Below are 17,056 nucleotides of genomic sequence, written 5' to 3'. Positions count from 1 at the left end.
CGCCGGATTATGATGGCGGGATGAACGCACCCATCCGCATCTTCGGCGCCCGCCAGAACAACCTGAAGAACCTGGATCTGACGATCCGCACCGGGGAACTCCTGGTGGTGACCGGCGTATCCGGATCCGGCAAGAGCTCGCTGGCCTTCGACACCCTGTACGCCGAAGGCCAGCGCCGCTACGTCGAGACCTTCTCGCCCTACGCGCGCCAGTTCCTGGACCGTATGGACAAGCCCCAGGTCGACCGCATCGAAGGCATCCTGCCCGCCATCGCCATCGACCAGGTCAACCCGGTGCGCAATTCGCGCAGCACCGTGGGCACGATGACGGAGCTCAACGACCACCTGAAGCTGCTCTACGCCCGCGCCGGCCACCTGCATTGCCGCGGCTGCGCCCGGCCGGTGACGCGCGACGACCCCGCCAGCATCCGGCGCCAGCTGGACGGCCTGTGCGCCGCCCGCGATCCCCGACTGGTGATCACCTTCCCCGTGTCGGTGCCCGCCAACTTCACCGAGGACGAAGTGCGCGGCTTCCTGGAACAGCAGGGCTACACGCGCATCCACCGCCAGGACGATCCGGCCCCCGCGCCCGAGGCCGCTGGAAAAGCGGCCGGCAAGCGCAAGGCGGGCGACGCCGGCCGGCGCGTACTGCACGTCGTGCAGGACCGCTTCCGCCTCGGCAACGCGGAATCGGCGCGCGTGGACGAGGCCCTGGAAACCGCCCTGCGCCAGGGCAACGGCCGGCTCAGCGTCCACGCCCTGTTCGACGAGGGCGAGGAGGAATGGCGCTTCAGCGCCGGCCTGCACTGCGCGCACTGCGACATCGACTACGGCACGCCGCTGCCCAGCACCTTCTCCTTCAATTCCCCGCTGGGCGCCTGCGAGCATTGCCGGGGCTTCGGCCGGGTGATGGGCATCGACTACGGTCTGGTCGTGCCGGACGAGACCCGCAGCCTGCGCGGCGGGGCGATCAAGCCCTGGCAGACCGCCAGCTACAAGGAATGCCAGGTCGAGATGGAACGCTACGCCCCCAGGGCGGGCGTGCGCCTGGACGTGCCCTGGCGCGACCTGACGGACGAGGAACGCGGCTGGGTGATCGGCGGCGCGCCCGACTGGAAGGGCGGGCCGTCCGCCTGGAAGCACCAGTGGTACGGCGCGCAGCGCTTCTTCGACTGGCTGGAATCGCGCGCCTACAAGATGCACGTGCGCGTGCTGCTGTCCAAGTACCGCAGCTACACGCCCTGCCCGCACTGCAAGGGCGCGCGGCTCAAGCCCGACGCCACGCTGTGGCGCCTGGGGCGGGACCGCGATCCGATCCCCGGCGCGCCCCGCTTCCTGCCGGCGCACGCGCGCTGGACGCCGGAGCAGCTGGCGGCCCTGCCCGGCCTGGGCCTGCACGACCTGATGCGCCTGCCCATCGAGCGGGTGCGCGACTGGTTCGACCGCGTCGAACTGGGCCGTTCGCTGGACGACGCCCTGACCGAGCTGCTGGACGAAGTCCGCGCCCGCCTGCGCTTCCTGTGCGACGTCGGCCTGGGCTACCTGTCGCTGGACCGGCAGAGCCGCACCCTCTCGGGCGGCGAGGTCCAGCGCATCAACCTGACCACCGCCCTGGGCACGTCCCTGGTGAACACGCTGTTCGTGCTGGACGAGCCGTCCATCGGCCTGCACCCGCGCGACATCCACCGCATCGTCCAGGTCATGCACAGGCTGCGCGACCACGGCAACACCCTGGTCGTGGTGGAGCACGATCCGCAGGTCATGATCGCCGCCGACCGCGTCCTCGACATCGGCCCCGGGCCGGGCGAGCGCGGCGGGCACATCGTCTTCGACGGCACGCCGGCCGAGCTGGCCGCGGCCGACACGCTGACCGGCCGCTACTTCGGCGGCCGGATGCGCATCGAGGCGCCGCGCCCCCTGCCGGTGCAGGAAAGCACCCCGCGCCTGCTGCTGCAGGGCGCCCGCGCCAACAATCTGCAAGGCATCGACTTTTCCCTGCCGCTGGGCCGGCTGGTGTGCCTGACCGGCGTGTCCGGGTCGGGCAAGTCCACCCTGGTGCAGGACGTGCTCTACCCCGCCCTGCTGAAGCGGCTGGGCCGCGCCACCGAGGCGCCCGGCGAATACGCCGCCCTGCTGGGCGCGGAGCGCATCGCCGACGTGGTGATGGTGGACCAGACGCCCATCGGCAAGACGGCGCGCTCCAACCCCGCCAGCTACGTCGGCGCCTTCGACGCCATCCGCAAGCTGTTCGCCGCCGCCCCGCTGTCGCAGGAGCGCGGCTACACGGCCGGCACCTTCAGCTTCAACACCGGCGACGGCCGCTGCCCCGGCTGCGGCGGCACCGGCTTCGAACACGTCGAAATGCAATTCCTGTCGGACGTGTACCTGCGCTGCCCGGACTGCGACGGCCACCGCTTCCGCCCCCAGGTCCTGGAAGTGCGCATCGAGCACCTGGGCCGCAGCGCCTCGATCGACGAGGTCCTGGACATGACCGTGAGCGAGGCGCTGGACTTCTTCAAGGGCCTGCGCGACGTGCAGTGGGGCCTGGCGCCCCTGGCCGACGTGGGCCTGGAATACGTGCGCCTGGGCCAGCCCGTGCCGACCCTGTCGGGCGGCGAGGCCCAGCGCCTGAAGCTGGCCGGCCACCTGGCCGAGGCCGCGCGCTCGCGGGCGCCCCAGGGGGCGCTGAAGGGCAGCCTGCTGCTGTTCGACGAGCCCACCACCGGCCTGCACTTCGACGACATCGCCCGCCTGATGCGGGCCTTCCGCAAGCTGCTGGCCGCCGGCCATTCGCTGCTGATCATCGAGCACAACCTGGACGTGATCCGCGCCGCCGACTGGGTCGTGGACCTGGGGCCGGAAGGCGGCGACCAGGGCGGCCGCATCGTCGCCGAAGGCACGCCGGACGACCTGATGCGCCACCCGGATTCGCACACCGGCCGGGCGCTGTCCGACTATGCGCGGCAGATCGACCATCCGGCGCTGATCCTGAACGAACCCGCGCCGCGCCTGCCGGCGGCGTCGGCCAGCCCCGACATCCACATCCTGAACGCCCGCGAGCACAACCTGAAGGGCATCGACGTGCACATCCCGCGCGACGCCTTCACGGTTGTCACCGGCGTGTCGGGCTCGGGCAAGTCCACCCTGGCCTTCGACATCCTCTTCAACGAGGGCCAGCGGCGCTACCTGGAATCCCTGAACGCCTACGCGCGCGCCATCGTGCAGCCGGCCGGCAAGCCGGACGTGGACGCGATCTACGGCATCCCGCCCACCGTCGCCATCGAGCAGCGCACCAGCCGGGGCGGACGCAAGTCCACCGTCGCCACCATGACGGAGATCCACCACTTCCTGCGCCTGCTGTACGTGCGCCTGGGCACCCAGATGTGCCCGGACTGCGACGTCCCCGTGGCGCCGCAGACGCCGGAACAGATCGTCGCGCAGCTGCTGCGCGACCACGCAGGCGAGCACATCGGCCTGCTGGCGCCGCTGGTGGTGGCGCGCAAGGGCTACTACACCGACCTGGCGAAGTGGGCGGCCTCGCACGGCCACACCCACCTGCGCGTGGACGGCGCCTTCATCCCGGTCAGCCCCTGGCCGCGCCTGGACCGCTACCAGGAACACACCATCGAGCTGCCGGTGAGCGACCTGATCGTGGACGTGCGCGACGAGGCCGGCCTGCGCGAAGCCGTGCGCGCCGCCCTGGCGCTGGGCCACGGCAGCTTCCGCGTGCTGGCCGGCCTGACCGCGCCCGGCCCGGCCACGATCGAGGCGCGCCGCGCCGCCGGCCTGGCCCCCGACCCGCGCCTGCTGACGTTTTCCATCAAGCGCGCCTGCCCGAACTGCGGCACCAGCTTCCCGGAGCCCGATCCGCGCCTGTTCTCCTACAACTCGCGCCACGGCTGGTGCCCGGGCTGCTACGGCACCGGCCTGCAGCTCACCGGCTTCACCGAGGACCAGACCGGCGAAGAATCCGTCTGGCTGGACGAGGCCACCGGCCTGCCGCAACCCTGCTCCCAGTGCCAGGGCCAGCGGCTGAACCGCGTGGCGCGGGCCTTCCGCTGGCGTGGCCGCTCGATCGCGGAACTGGCCTCGATGCCCGTCAGCGACGCCCAGCGCTTCTTCCTGGGCCTGGGCGCCCAGGGGCGCGAGGCCGAGATCGCCCGCGACATCCTCACCGAGATCCGCGGCCGCCTGGACTTCATGATGGAGGTGGGGCTGGGCTACCTGGCCCTGGACCGCGCCGCCCCCACCCTATCGGGCGGCGAGGCCCAGCGCATCCGCCTGGCCGCGCAGCTGGGCTCGAACCTGCAGGGCGTGTGCTACGTGCTGGACGAGCCCACCATCGGCCTGCACCCGCGCGACAACCGCATCCTGCTGGACGCGCTGACCCGGCTGGAAGGCAACGGCAACACCCTGGTGGTGGTCGAGCACGACGAGGACACCATCCGCCGCGCCGGCCACGTGATCGACATCGGGCCGGGCGCCGGCGTGCGCGGCGGCATGGTGGTCGCCCAGGGCACGGTCGAGGACATCGCCCGCAACCCGGCCTCGGTCACCGGACGCTACCTGCGCGAACCCCTGGTCCACCCCATGAACGGCCGCCGCGCCGTCGACGCCGGCACGCCCGGCCTGGAGATCGTGGACGCCGGCCTGCACAACCTGCGCCAGGCCAACGCGCGCATCCCGCTGGGCCGGCTGAACGTCGTCACCGGGGTGTCGGGCTCGGGCAAGTCCACCCTGGCGCGCGACGTGCTGCTGGACAACCTCGCCCGCCGCGTCGGCGGCCAGGCGACGGGCTCGTCCTGGCAGGGCTGCCGCACGATCCGCGGCTGGGAGGCCATCGACCGGGTGCTGGAGGTCGACCAGACGCCCATCGGCAAGACGCCCCGGTCCTGCCCGGCCACCTACGTGGGCTTCTGGGACGACATCCGCAAGCTCTACGCCGGCACGCGCGAATCGCGGCTGCGCGGCTGGACGGGTTCGCGCTTCTCCTTCAACACCGGCGACGGCCGCTGCCCCGAATGCGAGGGCCAGGGCATGCGCACCATCGAGATGAGCTTCCTGCCGGACGTGAAGGTGCCGTGCGACGCCTGCCACGGCGCGCGCTTCAACCAGGAAACCCTGGGCGTGCAATGGAACGGCCGCAGCGCGGGCGACGTGCTGCGCATGGAAGTCGACGACGCCATCGGCCATTTCTCCGCGCATCGCCGCATCGCCCGCGCCCTGCAGCTGATGCAGGACGTGGGCCTGGGCTACCTGACGCTGGGCCAGCCCTCGCCCACGCTGTCCGGCGGCGAGGCCCAGCGCATCAAGCTGGTCACCGAACTGACCAAGGCCCACCTGGACGAAGGCGTGCTGCGCACCGGCCGCGCCTCGCGCGTCCCGCACACCCTGTACGTGCTGGACGAGCCCACCGTGGGCCTGTCCACGGCGGACGTGGAAAAGCTGATCCGCGTGCTGCACCGGCTGGTCGACGCCGGCCACACCGTGGTGGTCATCGAGCACAACCTGGACGTCATCGCCGAGGCCGACTGGATCGTCGACCTCGGTCCAGAGGGCGGCGACGAAGGCGGCCGCGTGGTGGCCCAGGGCAGCCCCGAGCAGCTCTGCGCCGCGGGCGACACCCACACCGGACGCATCCTGGCGGAGTTCCTGGCGCCCCGGCGCGCGCGCGACGCCTTGGAGGCCAGGTGACCGTGCGCGGATCTCCGGCCCCCGGACCGGAGTGCTCCACCTGCCTGTTCGAGGACCGGCTGGCCGGCCGGTCGCTGCGGCTGCTCGATTCGGTGGCGCGCATCGCCGTCCACCGCCGCGCCGAGCTGCCCGCCGCCTGGGACGCCATCGAGGCCGCCCGGCGCGCGGGCCATTGGGTGGCCCTGCTGCTGGACTACGAACTGGGCGAATGGCTGGCGCCGGGCGCCGCCGATCCGGCGGACGAGGACGCGCGCGACGCCCAGCCCCGCCTGACGGCGCTGGTCCACGCCCGCGCCGAATGGGGCGCCTGCGGGGGGCCGGCCGGGACGGGGCCGGCGCATGCGGCGGGCGGCGCGGAGGACGCGGGCGGCCCCGGCGGCGGACGCGCGCCGGACGGACTGGCCGACGCCCTCGGCCGGCCGTGGCGGCCGAATCCACGGCCGGGCGTGTCCCGCGAACGCCACGCGCGGGCCATCGAGACCATCCGCGCCGGCATCGCCCGGGGCGACTACTACCAGATCAACTACACCCTGCCGCTGCGCCTGGACTGGCCCTCGGGCCTGGACCCCGCGCAAGCCTATGCCTGGCTGGCCGAGCGGCATCCCGTGGCCCACGCCGCCTGCGTGCGCGACGGCGAGCGCTGGGTGCTGTCGCTGTCGCCCGAGCTGTTCGTGGCCCGCGAGGGCGCGCGCCTGCGCGCGCGGCCAATGAAGGGCACCGCCCCGCGCCACGCCGATCCGGCCTGGGACCGGCAGGCCGCCGAGGCGCTGCAACGCAGCGCCAAGAACCGCGCGGAGAACCTGATGATCGTGGACCTGCTGCGCAACGACCTGGGCCGCGTCGCCGTGCCCGGCAGCGTGCGCGTGCCGGCCCTGTTCAGCCTGGAAGCCTATCCCTCAGTCTGGACGCTGACCTCCACCGTGGAGGCCGAGGCGCCGGACGTGCCGCTGGACGAAGTGCTGCGCGCCCTGTTCCCCTGCGGCTCCATCACCGGGGCGCCGAAGATCGCCGCCATGCGGGCCATCCGCGCGCTGGAGGCGCGCCGGCGCGGCATCTATTGCGGCAGCGTGGGCTGGCTGGCGCCCAACGGGGATTTTTCCCTCAACGTCGCCATCCGCACCATCGAACTGCGCGGCGGCCGGGCCGAGTTCGGCGTGGGCGGCGGCATCGTATACGATTCCCGCGCCGACGACGAATGGGAGGAATGTCTGTGGAAAGCCCGCGTCCTGAACCCGGAATGAACCGCCCGGCCTCTGGCCCGGCAGCCGACCCGGCCGCCTCCCCTGCGAACCCCCACCCATCCGCGTCTCCCGCAGCCGCGGACCGGCCCGCGCCCTCCGCCGCCGAGATCCTGCGGGTCGCCCCCGACCTGATCGAGACCATGCGCCTAGAACAGGGCCGCGTCGCGCTCTGGCCCGGCCACCGGGCGCGGCTGCGAACGTCGGCCCTGATCCTGGGCTACCCGCTGGACGCGGCGGCCCTGGACGGCTGGCTGGCCGAGCGGATCCGGGGGCTGACGGACGGCGCGCCGCAGCGCCTGCGCCTGCTGCTGGCGGCCGACGGCCGGCTGTCCCTGGAATCCGCGCCGCTGCCGCCGACGCCCGAACCCGCGCGCATCGCCCTGGCGGCGGACGTCCTGGGGCCGGACGCCGTGCTGGACGCCGGCGATCCCTGGCTGCGGCACAAGACCACCCACCGCCCCCGATTCGCGGCGGCGCAGGCATGGCTGCAAGCCCATCCCGAGTATTTCGACCTGATTTTCTGCAATACCGCCGGCAACGTGTGCGAAGGCAGCCGCAGCACGATCTACGTCCAGGACACGGCCGGCGCCTGGCTGACGCCGCCCCTGGACAGCGGCCTGCTGCCCGGCGTGCGGCGCCAGGCCCTGCTGGACGAAGGCGCCGTGCGCGAAGCCCGGCTGAGCCTGGCCGACCTGCGCCAGGCCCCTGCTTTACGAGTGTCGAACGCCCTGCGCGGCTGGATGAGATCGGACATGAAATGATCCCTTGCGGATCATGTCATGCCTATCGAATCGGAGCGCCTTGCAAGGCGCGACGTGGACGAGATGCCTCAACTTGAAACTGGCCCCGCCGCCAGCCCCTGGCGCACCGCCCAGTCGGCCGCCGCCATGCCCATGGTGGCGGTGATCGCCACGGCGGAGCCGTAGCCCGCGCAGGACAGGCCCTGCGGCGCGGCAGCCGGCGCGGGCCCGGTGCCGGCCGCCCGCTGCCATGCCGCGGGCAGCACGACCGGCTGGTCGAACCACAGGCAATGCACCCCCATGCGCGGGACCCGGCGGCGCGGCTTGCCGCCTGCCGCCCCGCCCTTGGGGTAGCCGTGGCGCTGGCGCAGTTCCTGGCGCACCCGGCCCAGCAGGGCGTCGTGCGTGACGACCGACAGGTCGCCGGCCCGCAACGCCAGCGGATCGGTCTTGCCGCCCGCCCCGCCGCACACCAGCATCGGCCAGCCCGCCGCGCGGGCGCGCAGGATCATGGCGATCTTGGCCGTCACCTGGTCGGTGCAGTCCAGCAGCGCGCCGGGCGGCCCCGACAGGATGGCGTCCACATTGCCGGGACCGATGAAGTCATCGACGCACTCGACGCGGCACGCCGGATTGATGTCGCGGATGCGGTCCGCCATGGCGGCGACCTTGGCCCACCCCAGCGTGCTGCCCAGGGCATGGACCTGGCGGTTGATGTTGGATTCGGCCACGTGGTCCAGGTCCACCAGCGTCAGCGCGCCCACGCCCGAGCGGGCCAGGGCTTCGGCGCACCAGGCGCCCACGCCGCCGATGCCGGCCACCACCACGCGCAGCCGCGCCAGCGCCTGCCGGGCGCCGTCGCCGTACAGGCGGTCCAGGCCGCCGAAACGGCGCGCGGCGTCCGCATCGGCATCGGTGAAATCGGCGGACAGGGGTTCGGACATCGTGGCGACGAAGAAAAAAGGAAGATTCCGCATTTTAGCCAGGGGAATCCCCGGATAAGTCCATGCGCCGCCCCGCCGCGCAAGTCCTCTACAATACGGGCTTGTCCCTTTCCCCACGCCGCCCGCCCTCCGTGAACACGCCCGCCGCCCGCGCCAGCCAGCTTCCGCCTCCGCCGGAAGCCTTCCATCTGCGCGACGAGGCCTGGCACCAGGCGTCCATCGGCCAGACCCTGCGGCACTGGGACGGCCGTTCCGACCTGTGGGTGTTCGGCTACGGGTCCCTCGTCTGGCGGCCGGAATTCGATCACCTGGAAGCCCGCCGGGCGCGCATCCACGGCTACCACCGCGCCCTGTGCCTGTGGTCGCGCATCAACCGCGGCACGCCCGAACGGCCCGGCCTGGTGTTCGGCCTGGACCTGGGCGGCTCCTGCGAAGGCACCGCCTACCGCATCGCCGGCGACCGGGCGCTGGACATCCTGGGCCCCCTGTGGCAACGGGAAATGCCCAGCGCGTCCTACATCCCGCGCTGGCTGAACTGCCACACGGAATCCGGCCCGGTCCCCGGCCTGGTCTTCACCATGGACCGCCGCGACGCGGGCTACGTGACGGGCCTGTCCATCGAACGGATCGTCGCCATCGTGCGCCAGGGGCACGGGCGCTACGGCCCCTGCACCGAATACGTACTGCAAACCGCCGACGCCCTGGAGGCCGCCGGCATCACCGACCGCCGCCTGCGCGCCATCGCGCAGGCGCTGCGGCACGCCCCCTGACCCTCTCCCGCCCAGACACCATGTCCATCGCCGATATCCGCCAGACCTACCAGAAATTCGAACTGCTCGAATCCGCCGCGGCCGCCGACCCCTACACCCAATTCGACCAGTGGTTCCAACAGGCCCTGCACAGCGAGGTCCACGAACCGACCGCCATGACCCTGGCCACGGCGGACACGGCCGGCCGGCCCTCGGCGCGCATCGTGCTGCTCAAGGGCTTCGATGCCCGGGGCTTCGTGTTCTACACCAACTACCAGTCCCGCAAGGGCCTGGAGCTGGCCGCCAACCCCCAGGCCGGGCTGCTGTTCTTCTGGCCCGAGCTGGAACGGCAGGTGCGCATCGAAGGCCCCGTCAGCCCCGTGCCGGCGGCCGAGTCGGACGCCTACTACGCCAGCCGCCCCCTGGGATCGCGCATCGGCGCCTGGGCCTCGCCCCAGAGCCGGCCCATCACCCACGAGGCCCTGGCCGAACGCGTGGCCGAACTGACCCGGGAACTGGGCGACGACCCGGCCCGCCCGCCCCACTGGGGCGGCTACCGGCTGGAAGCGACCCGCGTCGAATTCTGGCAGGGCCGGCCTTCCCGCCTGCACGACCGTCTGGTCTACGCGCGCGACGCCGAAGGCGACTGGGCGCTCGGCCGCATCGCGCCCTGAAGCCCTCATGCGACCTCAGCCCGCACCCGCCGATTTCCCGGCCCTGTTCTTCCGCTCGGCCCTGGGCCGGTTTCCCACCGGCGTCACCGTGATCACGGCGGAACACCCCGACACCGGCGCCCCGCTGGGGCTGACGATCAGCTCCTTCAGCTCGGTCTCGCTGGAACCGCCGATGGTGCTGTGGACGCTGACGCACACGGCCGCCTCCCTGGCGGCCTTCAAGGCGCTGGACCGCTACGTCATCCATGTGCTGTCGGCGGGCCAGGTCGACCTGGCCCGGCGCTTCGCCAAGGGCCCGCAGGCCGAGCGCTTCGCCGGCCTGGAACTGGAGCGCGCGCCCAACGGCACCCTGATGCTGGCGGACACCCGCTGCGCCGCCTGGTTCGAGTGCCACAACACCCAGCGCCACGAGGCCGGCGACCACACGATCTTCGTCGGCCAGGTGGAGCACTGCCACCGCCAGCTGCTGTCGCCGCTGATCTACCACGCGGGCGACTTCGAGCTGACCCCCGGCAGCGAACCCCTTTCCCGCAACTAGCCGGACGACACGCCCCCCTTTCCGGCGATCCGGCCCCGCGCCGCCTTCGACACACGCCATGCACGACTACATCCTGACCCTTTCCTGCCCCGACCGCATGGGCATCGTCCATACCGTCAGCGGCTGGCTGCTGAAGCACCACGGCAACATCGTCCACGCCCAGCAGTTCGGCGATCCGGATTCGTCGCGATTCTTCCTGCGCGTCCACTTCGCCTTGCCCGCCGCCGAGGCGGTCGAAGCCCTGACGGACGATTTCTCCGGCATCGCCGAGCGATTCGGAATGCAATGCCAGTTCCACGACGCGGCCCGCAAGGCCCGGCTGCTGGTGCTGGTGAGCCGCCAGGGCCATTGCCTGAACGATCTGCTGTTCCGGGTGAGCGGCGGGCAGATGCCCGCCGAGGTGGCCGGCGTGGTGTCGAACCACCCGGATTTCCGCCCGCTGGCCGAATCCCACGGCCTGCCCTTCCACCACCTGCCCGTGACGGCCGACACCCGCGCCGCGCAGGAAGCACGGATCCTGGAACTGATCGAACGCGAGCGGGTGGACCTGGTCGTGCTGGCGCGCTACATGCAGATCCTGTCGCCGGAACTGTGCCGCGCCCTGGAAGGCCGCGCCATCAACATCCACCACAGCTTCCTGCCCGGTTTCAAGGGCGCGCGGCCCTACTACCAGGCGCACGCGCGCGGGGTGAAGCTGATCGGCGCGACGGCGCATTACGTGACCGAGGACCTGGACGAAGGCCCCATCATCGAGCAGGACATCGAGCGCGTGGACCACGCCATGGGCCCCGGCGACCTGACGCGCATCGGCAGCGACATCGAATCGGTGGTGCTGTCGCGCGCCGTGCGCTGGCACGTCGAGCACCGCATCCTGCTGAACGACCGGCGCACGGTGGTGTTCCGCTGAAGTCCGCCGGGCGGGCGCCGCGAGGACGCCCGCCGGACCGCGCGCGGCCGGCCCGGCTCAGGCCTTGCCGGACGGCAATTCCAGCTCGAACAGGCTGGTCGCCTCGACTTCCAGCACCTGGGCGCCGTCCTGGTTGAACAGGCGCCAGGTCCAGCGGATGATGCCCAGGTCGTCGCGCGTGGACGATATGCGCTTGGAATCCACGGTGGCCTCCAGGCGCAGCCGGTCGCCCGGGCGCACCGGATGCATCCAGCGCAGGCGTTCCAGGCCCGGCGAGCCGAACGATTCGGAATCGTGCAGGGCGGCTTCGACGGCCATGCGCATGGCCAGGCCACAGGTCATCCAGCCGCTGGCGATCAGGCCGCCCCAGCGGCCCGCGCGGGCGCGTTCGGGATCGACGTGGAACCACTGGGGATCGTAGGCGCGGGAAAAGGCCAGCATCTCGGCCTCGTCCACGGTGACCGGGCCGTGATGGATCACCAGGCCGGGTTCGAATTCCTTGAATTTCATCAGTCCAACTCCGGAAAGCGTCGCCCGGCCAGCGAGGCCGACGCGAAAATCAGGGCCAGGGGGACACCCGCCGGCACGGCGACCGGACAGTGTAGCGTGGACCCCGCGAGTTGGCGAACATCCCGGTCCCGGCGCGCGGGATCGCCCGGAACCGGCCCCGCGCTCAGCCGAACGCCGCCGCCGCCCGCGTGATCCGGTCGTTGACCCCCTGCCAGGCCGGCCCGGCCGGCGGGCGCTGCAGCAGGATGCGGTCGTAGCCGGCTTCGTCGAGTTCGCGCAGCAAGGCGTACAGGCGGCGCGCGTAGGCCGCCGGGTCGGCCGGCAGGACGATCCATTCCGCTCCGGCGGGCGCCGTCCCCGGCGCCGCATCCAGGACGACCACGGCCACGCGACGGCCCGCGGCCGCCGGGAGGCCTGCGCCCCGGACCCAGCCGGCCAGGGCGTCCGCCGTCACCAGGGACACCGGCGTGCGCGGCGCATAGTGCGCCTTGAGCGAACCGGACACCCGGGGCGCCGCCGCGTCGGGCAGGGCCGGCGCCACGCCCAGCACCTCGGCGATCTGGGTGGCGGTCACATGACCGGGCCGCAGCAGCACGGGACCGACGCCCCGGTCGAGCCGCGACAGGTCAAGGATCGTGGATTCGATCCCGACTTCCGAAGCGCCGCCTTCCAGGATCATCAGCGCCTGCCCGTCCAGGTGAGGGAATTCGGCGCGCACGTGTTCGGCGCGCGTGGGCGAGACCTGGCCGAACTGGTTGGCCGAGGGCGCCGCCACCCCGCCGCGGCCATGCGGCTTGAGGACGGAGAAGGCATGCAGCAGCCGCTGCGCCACCGGATGCGAGGGGCAGCGCAGGCCGATGCTGTCCTGGCCGCCGCTGACCGCGTCCGGGATGCGGGCCGCGCGCGGCAGGATCAGGGTCAGGGGCCCCGGCCAGAAGGCCGCCATCAGCAGCCGGGCCTGGGACGGGATCGAGGCCGCCCAATAGCCCGGATCCGTGTCCGGCGCCAGATGGACGATGACGGGGTGATCGGCCGGCCGCCGCTTGGCGGCGTAGATGCGGGCGACGGCCTCGGGGTTTTCCGCGTCGCCGCCCAGTCCGTAGACAGTCTCGGTCGGGAAGGCCACCAGCCGGCCCTGGGCCAGCCGCTGGGCCGCTTCCAGGATCTGATCGGGGCCGGCCTCGGCCCGCTCCGCGTCCGCTCCAGGCGGGGCCGCAGCCCCTGCATCCGCGCGCGGGTCAGCCGGCATCGGGCAGCCCCAGCACGGCCGACACCTGGGCGATGCGCTCGCGCAACTGCGCGGCGTCCGCGCCGAGGATGTTCACATGGCCCATCTTGCGGGCGCGCCGCGCCTCGGACTTGGCATACAGGTGCAGGCGGGTGCCGGGCACCGCCAGCACGCCCGCCCAGTCCGGCTCGCGCCGCCGGTCCTGCGCGTCGAACCACAGGTCGCCCAGCAGATTGAGCATGGCGGCCGGCCGCAGCGGGGCGGTGTCGCCCAGCGGCAGTCCGGCCATGACGCGCGCCTGCTGCTCGAACTGGCTGACCAGGCAGCCGTCCTGGGTATAGTGGCCGCTGTTGTGGGGGCGCGGCGCCATCTCGTTGGCGAGCACGCGGCCGTCGCGCAGCACGAAGAATTCCACGCACAGCACGCCGTGGTAATCCAGGTGGTCGGCCAGGGACAGGGCGTGGCCCCGCGCCCGGTCGGCGACATCGGCCGGCACCGAGCCGTCCGCGACCGACAGCGCCAGGATGCCGTCCCGGTGGACATTGCGCGAGGGAGGATAGCTGACGGCGCGGCCGCGCAGGTCGCGCGCCACCACCACCGAGATCTCGTAGTCCAGGGGCTGCAGGGCTTCCAGGATGCACGGCACGCCGCGCAGCGCGCCGAAGGCCTGCCGGGCCTCGTCGCGCGAGGCCACGCGCGCCTGGCCCTTGCCGTCGTAGCCGAAGCGGACGGTCTTGAGGACGCCCGGGAACAGTCCGTCGGGACAGGCGTCCAGGTCGGCCGCGGAATGGATGGCCGCATGGGCGGCCACCGGCACGCCCGCCGCCTGGATGTAGGATTTTTCCGCCAGCCGGTCCTGGGCCACCGCCACGGCGTCGCCCGAGGGCGCCGTGATCCGGGACCGCGCCAGGCGGCGCAGGCTGTCGGCCGGGACGTTCTCGAATTCCGTGGTCACGGCGGCGCAGCGCTGCGCCAGCCGGTCGAGCCCGGCCGCGTCGTCGTAGGCGGCACGGATGTGCTCGTCGGCCACCATGCCCGCCGGACAGGATTCGGCCGGGTCCAGCACCGCCACCCGGTAGCCCAGGGCCTGGGCGGCCTGGCAGAACATGCGGCCCAGTTGGCCGCCGCCCAGCACGCCCAGCCAGGCGCCGGGGGGCAGCGGGGCGGCGCCCCAGGCCGCGGCGGCCGGGGATGCGTCGTCGCCGGCCGCCCGCCGCGTCGCGGCGCCCGTATCCGGCGGCACGCTCATGACGCCTCCGGCGGCACGACCATGGCGCGCGCGGCCCCGGTCTGGCGCGCGCGGTAGTCCTGCAGTTTGCGCAGCAGCGCGGCGTCGGTCATGGCCAGGTTGGCGACCACGTGCAAGGCGGCGTTGGCCGCGCCCGCCTCGCCGATGGCGAAGGTGCCCACCGGCACGCCGCGAGGCATCTGCACGATGGACAGCAGGGAATCCTCGCCGCGCAGGTAGCGCGAGGGCACGGGCACGCCGAACACCGGCACCGGCGTCAGCGCCGCCATCATGCCGGGCAGGTGGGCCGCGCCGCCCGCCCCCGCGACGATGGCGCGCAGCCCGCGTTCCACCGCTTGGGCGCCGTATTCGACCATGTCCAGCGGCATGCGGTGCGCGGACACGACGCGGGCTTCGTGGGCGATGCCGAATTCGTCGAACACCGCCGCCGCGTGGCGCATCACGTCCCAGTCGCTGGACGAGCCCATGATCAGGCCGACCACCGGAGCCGGCGCCGCGCCGGATGCGGGCGCGGATGCGGACGGAATCATGCCGCGCCCCGGGTCAGGCGGTCCAGGGCCTCGCGGTACTTGGCCGCCGTGCGCTCCAGCACGTCGGCCGGCAGGCGCGGCGCCGGCGCGGTCTTGTCCCAGTCCTGGGTTTCCAGCCAGTCGCGCACGAACTGCTTGTCGAAGGACGGCGGGCTGATGCCCACGGCATAGCCGTCCGCCGGCCAGAAGCGCGAGGAATCCGGCGTCAGGACCTCGTCCATCAGATGCAGCGTGCCGCGCGCGTCCAGGCCGAACTCGAACTTGGTGTCGGCGATCAGGATGCCCTGGCCGCGGGCGTATTCGGCGGCCTCGGCGTACAGGGCCAGCGTGACGCGGCGCAGTTCGGCCGCGAGATCGGCGCCCACCTGGGCGACGACGTAGTTGAAATCGACGTTCTCGTCGTGCTGGCCGAATTCGGCCTTCGCCGCCGGCGTGAAGATCGGCTCCGGCAGGCGTTCGGCCTGGCGCAGCCCCGGCGGCAGGCCGATACCGCAGACCGCGCCCGTGGCCTGGTAGTCCTTCCAGCCCGAACCGATCAGGTAGCCGCGCGCGACGGCTTCGACCAGGATCGGTTCCAGGCGCTTGACCACCATGGCGCGCCCGGCCACCTGCTCGCGTTCGCCGGGGGCGACCACGTCTTCCGGCGCGATGCCGGTGGCATGCGTGGGAATCAGGTGCCCCAGGCGTCCCAGCCAGAATTCGGTCAGGGCCGTCAGGACCTGGCCCTTGCCGGGAATGGGATCGTCGAGGATCACGTCGAAGGCCGAGATCCGGTCGGTGGCGACGATGAGCAGCTTGTCTTCGCCCACGGCGTACATGTCGCGGACCTTGCCGCGCCCCAGCAGGGGCAGCGACTCGATGGAGGATTGGAGCAGGGCCTTCATGTAGGTTTATTTCACCAATTGCTTGAGTTCGCCGGAAGCGTAGCGCGCGGCCATGTCGGACAGCGGGATCGGCTTGATCTTGGAAGCATGGCCGGCCGTGCCGAACTGCTCGTAGCGCGCCAGGCAGACCTTCTTCGCGGCCTCGCGGGCCGGCTTCAGGTATTCGCGCGGATCGAACTTGGACGGGTTTTCCGCCAGGAAGCGGCGGATCGCGCCAGTCATGGCCAGGCGGATGTCGGTGTCGATGTTGACCTTGCGCACGCCGAACTTGATGGCTTCCTGGAGTTCTTCCACGGGCACGCCGTAGGTTTCCTTCATGTCGCCGCCGAACTGGCGGATCTCGGCCAGCAGTTCCTGGGGCACGCTGGAGCTGCCGTGCATCACCAGGTGGGTGTTGGGCAGGCGGGCGTGGATTTCCTTGATCCGCTGCACGGACAGGATGTCGCCGGTGGGCTTGCGCGTGAATTTGTAGGCGCCATGGCTGGTGCCCACCGCGATGGCCAGCGCGTCGAGCTGGGAACGCTTGACGAAATCGGCGGCCTGCTCGGGATCGGTCAGCAGCTGCTCGCGGGTCATGGTGCCTTCCGCGCCGTGGCCGTCTTCCTTGTCGCCCTTCATGGTTTCCAGGGAACCCAGGCAGCCCAGCTCGCCTTCCACGGTGACGCCCAGCTTGTGCGCCATGGCGACCACCTGCTGGGTGACGTCCAGGTTGTATTCGTAGGAGGAGATCGTCTTGCCGTCGGACATCAGCGAGCCGTCCATCATGACGCTGGAAAAGCCCAGATCGATGGCGCCCCGGCACACGTCGGGCGACTGGCCGTGGTCCTGGTGCATGACCACGGGGATGTGCGGATAGGACTCGACCGCGGCCTGGATCAGGTATTTCAGGAAGCCTTCGCCCGCGTATTTGCGCGCGCCGGCCGACGCCTGCATGATCACGGGGCTGTCGGTCTGTGCGGCGGCCTCCATGATGGCCTGGACCTGTTCCAGGTTGTTGACGTTGAACGCGGGGATCCCGTAGCCGTGCTCGGCCGCGTGATCGAGGAGCTGACGCATGGAAACCAGGGCCATGGCTGGACCTCCAGAAGAGAATGGAATGGTGGAAAAAGCGGATTCCGGGATTTTAAGGCGGAACGGGAATCGATGCTGGCCGCCCGGTGCCGGACCCG

At 72.1% G+C, this 17,056-nt stretch carries 14 protein-coding genes; 7 read left to right on the top strand and 7 right to left on the bottom strand.

Features of this window, described 5'->3' with window-relative positions:
• Positions 1-20: 20 nt before the first annotated feature.
• Genes uvrA through ACFO27_RS15145 form a run of 3 tightly spaced genes read left to right on the top strand, consistent with a single transcriptional unit; the run spans position 21 to position 7,695 of the window.
• Positions 21-5,693: an excinuclease ABC subunit UvrA gene (uvrA, locus tag ACFO27_RS15155; protein ID WP_376818100.1), complete on the top strand. Its 5,673-nt coding sequence runs from the start codon at positions 21-23 to the stop codon at positions 5,691-5,693.
• 2 nt (positions 5,694-5,695) lie between these two features.
• Positions 5,696-6,934 (top strand): aminodeoxychorismate synthase component I, encoded by a 1,239-nt coding sequence (pabB, locus tag ACFO27_RS15150; RefSeq protein ID WP_376818099.1) that lies wholly within the window; start codon positions 5,696-5,698, stop codon positions 6,932-6,934.
• On the top strand, positions 6,931-7,695 hold the full coding sequence (locus tag ACFO27_RS15145; RefSeq protein ID WP_376818098.1) for an aminotransferase class IV: 765 nt from the start codon (positions 6,931-6,933) through the stop codon (positions 7,693-7,695). The genes pabB and ACFO27_RS15145 overlap by 4 nt, the downstream gene beginning before the upstream one ends.
• A 68-nt stretch (positions 7,696-7,763) precedes the next feature.
• Here the strand turns inward: ACFO27_RS15145 and ACFO27_RS15140 are convergent, their stop codons facing one another.
• Entirely contained in the window at positions 7,764-8,618 is an 855-nt protein-coding gene (locus tag ACFO27_RS15140; protein ID WP_376818292.1) for a tRNA threonylcarbamoyladenosine dehydratase, read from the bottom strand.
• A gap of 62 nt (positions 8,619-8,680) precedes the next feature.
• On the opposite strand from ACFO27_RS15140, the gene ACFO27_RS15135 reads away from it, so the two are divergent.
• Genes ACFO27_RS15135 through purU form a run of 4 tightly spaced genes read left to right on the top strand, consistent with a single transcriptional unit; the run spans position 8,681 to position 11,486 of the window.
• Entirely contained in the window at positions 8,681-9,388 is a 708-nt protein-coding gene (locus ACFO27_RS15135; RefSeq protein WP_376818097.1) for a gamma-glutamylcyclotransferase, read from the top strand.
• Between the two features lie 20 nt (positions 9,389-9,408).
• Complete coding sequence (gene pdxH, locus ACFO27_RS15130) at positions 9,409-10,041, top strand: pyridoxamine 5'-phosphate oxidase (RefSeq protein ID WP_376818096.1); 633 nt, start codon at positions 9,409-9,411, stop codon at positions 10,039-10,041.
• Between the two features lie 7 nt (positions 10,042-10,048).
• Positions 10,049-10,579, top strand: a complete 531-nt coding sequence (locus tag ACFO27_RS15125) for a flavin reductase family protein (RefSeq protein WP_376818095.1) — start codon at positions 10,049-10,051, stop codon at positions 10,577-10,579.
• Between the two features lie 58 nt (positions 10,580-10,637).
• Complete coding sequence (purU, locus tag ACFO27_RS15120) at positions 10,638-11,486, top strand: formyltetrahydrofolate deformylase (protein ID WP_376818094.1); 849 nt, start codon at positions 10,638-10,640, stop codon at positions 11,484-11,486.
• Between the two features lie 57 nt (positions 11,487-11,543).
• Here purU and ACFO27_RS15115 read toward each other — a convergent pair whose 3' ends face one another.
• The 6 genes from ACFO27_RS15115 to fba form a co-directional block, all read right to left on the bottom strand.
• The gene (locus ACFO27_RS15115) at positions 11,544-11,996 is read right to left on the bottom strand and encodes a MaoC family dehydratase (protein ID WP_376818093.1); all 453 of its coding nucleotides are present in this window, start codon (positions 11,994-11,996) and stop codon (positions 11,544-11,546) included.
• A 163-nt stretch (positions 11,997-12,159) separates the two neighbouring features.
• On the bottom strand, positions 12,160-13,245 hold the full coding sequence (locus ACFO27_RS15110; protein WP_376818092.1) for an L-threonylcarbamoyladenylate synthase: 1,086 nt from the start codon (positions 13,243-13,245) through the stop codon (positions 12,160-12,162).
• Positions 13,235-14,332: a 5-(carboxyamino)imidazole ribonucleotide synthase gene (locus ACFO27_RS15105; RefSeq protein ID WP_376818291.1), complete on the bottom strand. Its 1,098-nt coding sequence runs from the start codon at positions 14,330-14,332 to the stop codon at positions 13,235-13,237. Before ACFO27_RS15105 ends, ACFO27_RS15110 begins: the two co-directional genes overlap by 11 nt.
• 137 nt (positions 14,333-14,469) lie before the next feature.
• A complete protein-coding gene (gene purE, locus ACFO27_RS15100) occupies positions 14,470-15,003 on the bottom strand; it encodes a 5-(carboxyamino)imidazole ribonucleotide mutase (protein ID WP_376818091.1) in 534 nt (177 codons plus the stop codon).
• Positions 15,000-15,887: a phosphoribosylaminoimidazolesuccinocarboxamide synthase gene (locus tag ACFO27_RS15095; RefSeq protein WP_376818090.1), complete on the bottom strand. Its 888-nt coding sequence runs from the start codon at positions 15,885-15,887 to the stop codon at positions 15,000-15,002. The genes purE and ACFO27_RS15095 overlap by 4 nt, the downstream gene beginning before the upstream one ends.
• Positions 15,888-15,893: 6 nt before the next feature.
• Positions 15,894-16,958, bottom strand: a complete 1,065-nt coding sequence (gene fba, locus ACFO27_RS15090) for a class II fructose-bisphosphate aldolase (RefSeq protein WP_376818089.1) — start codon at positions 16,956-16,958, stop codon at positions 15,894-15,896.
• Positions 16,959-17,056 lie beyond the last annotated feature (98 nt).

Origin of the sequence: Castellaniella denitrificans (assembly GCF_042653765.1) — a bacterium.
GTDB lineage: Bacteria > Pseudomonadota > Gammaproteobacteria > Burkholderiales > Burkholderiaceae_B > Castellaniella > Castellaniella denitrificans.
This window is presented reverse-complemented; position numbering and strand designations above follow the sequence as displayed.